Source organism: Colwellia sp., from assembly GCF_013215345.1.
Lineage (GTDB): Bacteria > Pseudomonadota > Gammaproteobacteria > Enterobacterales > Alteromonadaceae > Colwellia.
Genome location: NZ_JABSOV010000003.1, coordinates 35,174 through 39,357, shown reverse-complemented (window position 1 = coordinate 39,357; position 4,184 = coordinate 35,174). Strand labels below are relative to the sequence as shown.

The window sequence follows — 4,184 nt, the reverse complement described above, 5'->3', positions numbered from 1 at the left end:
TGACGGCATTGCAATTGAAGAGCCAAAAGATATACCAGAGCCCGCGGGCTTAGCTTTATTTGGCTTGGCTTTAATGGGTTTAGTTAGAGCCAGAAAAAGAAAGCTTTAAGTTGTCCGCTATTTTATGTTATTGATAACATAGGTATAATATTTTTAAAAATGCCAGTTAGTGACTAAATTAACTGGCATTTTTTATTGTGTTTGCTGCATACTTTTTTATACAACAATTCTGAAAGAGTAAATGCAGCTAATATTAGGTTGTTAAATTCCAATTTTTAAATAGCCCCATGTTGCTTAATATTATATTAGTGAAGCTTTTTCTAACTCAATCTGAACGTATTTATTGCGCCGCTAGTTTAAATGCCTTAGCTGATATCATCGACTAAGGTTTGTGCTTTTAATTGTTGTTTGGCCTCTTCTAACTAGGTGATGTCTCTGCTTATACCAAGAATGCCAGTACTTACGTGGTCATAAATAAAAGGAATTTTTTTGTTAACAGGTAAACTATACTGCCATCGGGATAGGTGACCCATTCTTCATTCGTTCTGATGTAACCTTCGGTTTATAGTTTTGACGGAATAGATTGGCTAATTCATGATCGAATATTTCAAAGTCATCTTTGCCGATTAACTCCTCAGCTGACTTATTAATGAAATTGAGGAATGCGGTGTTGCAGCCAAGGTATCTAAAGTTTTTATCTTTATAAAAGATTAAGTCATCAATTAAATCAATGACAGAGTTTAGTAGTAAGTTACTATTTTCTAGCTGTTTCATAAATGCCCCTAGTTTATTCTCACAGATTGATATCGCGAACTAATAAATGGTTAAAAAACGAACATGCAACTAATATACCCATAAAATGATTCTTTACGCAAAAAAACAGCAAATACTTGTCACTAGCTTTCAGCTACGGCAAAATAGCCCTAACATTTATTATTTGAGAAAAACATGAGCGAACAACTATCAACCGCACTCTCTAAAGCCGAGAAACAAATTAGCCAAATGCTAATCATGCAAGATGCGATGAACAGTCGTGTTAGTGATACCTGGCGTGAAAATGGTTATGAGTGGTATCGTGCCATATGGGTGGAATGTGCAGAGATGTTAGATCATCATGGTTGGAAGTGGTGGAAACACCAAGAAATTGATATCGCTCAAGTGCAATTAGAGCTTGTCGACATATTTCACTTTGGTTTGAGCTTACGCTTGATGTCCAACGATAGCCCAGCGCTTATTGCCAATGAACTAGCGAAAGAATTACACCAAGGTACGGCAGAAAGTGACTTTAAAATAGCACTAGAAAACTTGGCGTCGGCAGCTGTTACTGCTAAAGATTTTGATGCTAAAGCCCTGGCTGATTGTATGTCGTTAATGAATATGGATCTTGATGAGCTATTCCGTCAATACGTTGGCAAGAATACATTAAATTTCTTCCGTCAAGATCATGGCTATAAAGATGGCAGCTATATCAAAGAGTGGCATGGCGAAGAAGATAATGAAGTATTAGCTAAACTCGTTAGTACTTTAGATGCAGGTGCGGAAGATTTTCAACAGCAATTGTATAAAGCGCTAGAAGAAAAATACCCAGCTTAAATTAATAGTTAAGCTAATTAGCTACTATATATAAGTACTACTATATAAACCGAGCTATATGAGTAGTAAAAAAGAGAGGTGCAGTATTTTGACACTGCAGCTCTCTTAACTAAGTAACCTATAAAAAATAAATATAAAGCTTGGTAATAGTTGTCAGTAAAGTCGTAAACACCTTAGTAGCAAACCTCCTCTTAAAAATCACCATAATACATAATGATCTTTGGCACACATTCTGCTTAATCCTAAGAAAGTAGTGCGTTTATTCTCTGAAAAGGGAAAAGCGTCAAGAATTTGAATCATACCAGTCAAATTCGTTAGATAAACAACATTCAATGAGAATTAATTTCCAAGTTCAAGGCACGGGATTGAGTAATAGCTGGCTATTGCGATTGAACGCAACGCAGAAATTGTAGATTTAGACCATTTGAAGATGATTAAATAATGAGTGCGGTTGGTAATAGGAGAAGTATATGGAACTGATATTATTTACCTTGATTACCTTAGTGGTAATTGTTGCCGTGTTAGCGAGTCGTTTAAACGATAATAGTTTCCCATTTCCTTTTGATAGTAAAAAAGCCATTTTTACTCCAGCAGAAAAAAACTTCCAAAACTTAGTTGAACAAGCACTAGGGACAAAATATCGTGTACTAAATCGGGTAAGATTAAGTGATGTGGTGACTATTCGTAACGGTGTTTCAAGTCGAGCTAGTCAAAGTGCTGCTAAAAGTGCCGAAACAAAGTACTTAGATTTTGTCATTTGTGATCGCAGTAGCATGAAGTTACTTGGCGCTATTGATTTAGTTGATACCCAGGGTAAAGGTTATAAAATCAAGAAAGATTGGTTTGTTAGTGGCAGTTTAGAAGCCGCTTCAATTCCTCATCTTCGAATCAAAGTAAAAGCGAATTATACCCTAGAAGAAATCAGAACATGTATCCATACCCGATTACTGGGTAAATCTGCTGCTAACTTTGCCCCGCAGCCAAAAATAAAAGGCCGTGTTATTCCTGCACCTATGGTTAGAGCGAGAAATAAGCCAGCTGGCGCATTAACTGCAGCAGCAGCTAGAGCACAAGTTGAGCAACAATCGCCAGTGTTACCACGAATGTCTGCCGGACAATTAGGCTCTATGCCAGCCGCTTCATTGTCACATTAAGTTTTTGCATTTTTAGTTAGAAATTTTTATTAGAGAACAGCACTACTATACCCGTTCCACTTGAAGATGTTCGTTTCAGGAAGTCTGAGCGGCTCATAATCAAGGCACATTTTTTTATTAAGGGTTATTCCCTTAAAAAGAAATGTAACGCAGAGTCTGATTTGCTCAGCCTTCCCCAAGGGCTGGTTTAGAAACGCTTTATGCTTCGTTATTGATTTTGAGAAGGGAGTAACCATTCTCTTCAATCAATGCCTTGCCTAAAGCGTTTCTAATTCCAGCTGAATCATGCATCTTCAAGTGGAACGGGTATATATAGTGCAAATAATAGAGTGAAGAATGGGCCTTAAAATAGCTTAACTGCGAAAAGTACAATAAAACAATCAATCCGCCATTATATCTCTAGATAATATAATGGCGGATTTTTTACTTTTACCAGCACTAATATGCAGCTAAGCGGTTAAAGTAACCATACCTTGAATAAAAAATCAGCAAACAAACAATAAACAGCTAAAAAGTGCAAAATATTTCAATTTAGCTATTGCAAGGGGCAAAACATTACACTAGAATTCGCACCACTTAATGTAGTGCCGACTTAGCTCAGTTGGTAGAGCAACTGACTTGTAATCAGTAGGTCGCCAGTTCGATTCCGGCAGTCGGCACCATTAATACTTATTAAGACAATGTTATTAATAAGGTACCTTGATCAAAGGTATGGCTTTAAGTGGAGGGGTTCCCGAGTGGCCAAAGGGATCAGACTGTAAATCTGACGGCTCAGCCTTCGGTGGTTCGAATCCACCTCCCTCCACCATATTTCGATTTACGCTTGTTGCGATTTATTCAACATGAGTGTAAGTCAAAAAACAGAGATAATCTGATAGAGTAAGCGGGTGTCGTATACTGGCTATTACCTCAGCCTTCCAAGCTGATGAAGCGGGTTCGATTCCCGCCACCCGCTCCAATCTTTGTATATGTACGCTGATATGGCTCAGTTGGTAGAGCGCACCCTTGGTAAGGGTGAGGTCGGCAGTTCGAATCTGCCTATCAGCACCATTCCTTAGATAATTCTATCCAGATATTTCAAATATTATAAAATTAAACTTAATTCTATACCCAGAGGTATTTTAAAATGGCTAAAGAAAAATTTGAACGTACGAAACCACATGTAAACGTTGGTACAATCGGACACGTTGATCACGGTAAAACAACATTAACAGCCGCTATCTCTGCGGTATTAACTAAAAAATTCGGTGGTGAAGTTAAAGATTTCGCACAAATCGATAATGCTCCTGAAGAGCGTGAACGTGGTATTACTATCAATACTTCTCACATCGAATATGATACTGAAGTACGTCACTACGCTCACGTAGATTGCCCAGGCCATGCTGATTACATCAAAAACATGATCACTGGTGCTGCACAAATGGATGGAGCTATCTT

Annotated in this window: 5 protein-coding genes and 4 tRNA genes; 8 read left to right on the top strand and 1 reads right to left on the bottom strand. The window is 37.8% G+C overall.

What is annotated here, in order from left to right; genetic code table 11:
• Positions 1 to 7: 7 nt before the first annotated feature.
• Positions 8 to 109, top strand: a complete 102-nt coding sequence (locus tag HRT50_RS18825) for a PEP-CTERM sorting domain-containing protein (RefSeq protein ID WP_367238710.1) — start codon at positions 8 to 10, stop codon at positions 107 to 109.
• Between the two features lie 395 nt (positions 110 to 504).
• Here the strand turns inward: HRT50_RS18825 and HRT50_RS00850 are convergent, their stop codons facing one another.
• On the bottom strand, positions 505 to 774 hold the full coding sequence (locus HRT50_RS00850) for a PAS domain-containing protein (RefSeq protein ID WP_291610360.1): 270 nt from the start codon (positions 772 to 774) through the stop codon (positions 505 to 507).
• Positions 775 to 948: 174 nt separating this feature from the next.
• Between HRT50_RS00850 and HRT50_RS00845 the strand changes: the two genes are divergently transcribed.
• From HRT50_RS00845 to HRT50_RS00815, 7 genes are all read left to right on the top strand, one after another.
• The gene (locus HRT50_RS00845) at positions 949 to 1,593 is read left to right on the top strand and encodes a dUTP diphosphatase (protein ID WP_291610358.1); all 645 of its coding nucleotides are present in this window, start codon (positions 949 to 951) and stop codon (positions 1,591 to 1,593) included.
• A gap of 470 nt (positions 1,594 to 2,063) precedes the next feature.
• Entirely contained in the window at positions 2,064 to 2,747 is a 684-nt protein-coding gene (locus tag HRT50_RS00840; RefSeq protein WP_291610356.1) for a DUF2726 domain-containing protein, read from the top strand.
• 586 nt (positions 2,748 to 3,333) lie between these two features.
• Positions 3,334 to 3,409 (top strand) — tRNA-Thr (locus HRT50_RS00835).
• A 61-nt stretch (positions 3,410 to 3,470) separates the two neighbouring features.
• A tRNA-Tyr gene (locus HRT50_RS00830) sits at positions 3,471 to 3,555 on the top strand.
• Between the two features lie 75 nt (positions 3,556 to 3,630).
• A tRNA-Gly gene (locus HRT50_RS00825) sits at positions 3,631 to 3,705 on the top strand.
• Positions 3,706 to 3,721: 16 nt separating this feature from the next.
• Positions 3,722 to 3,797, top strand: a tRNA-Thr gene (locus tag HRT50_RS00820).
• 76 nt (positions 3,798 to 3,873) lie between these two features.
• A partial coding sequence (locus tag HRT50_RS00815) for a GTP-binding protein (protein WP_291610354.1) occupies positions 3,874 to 4,184 on the top strand: 311 nt, incomplete at its 3' end.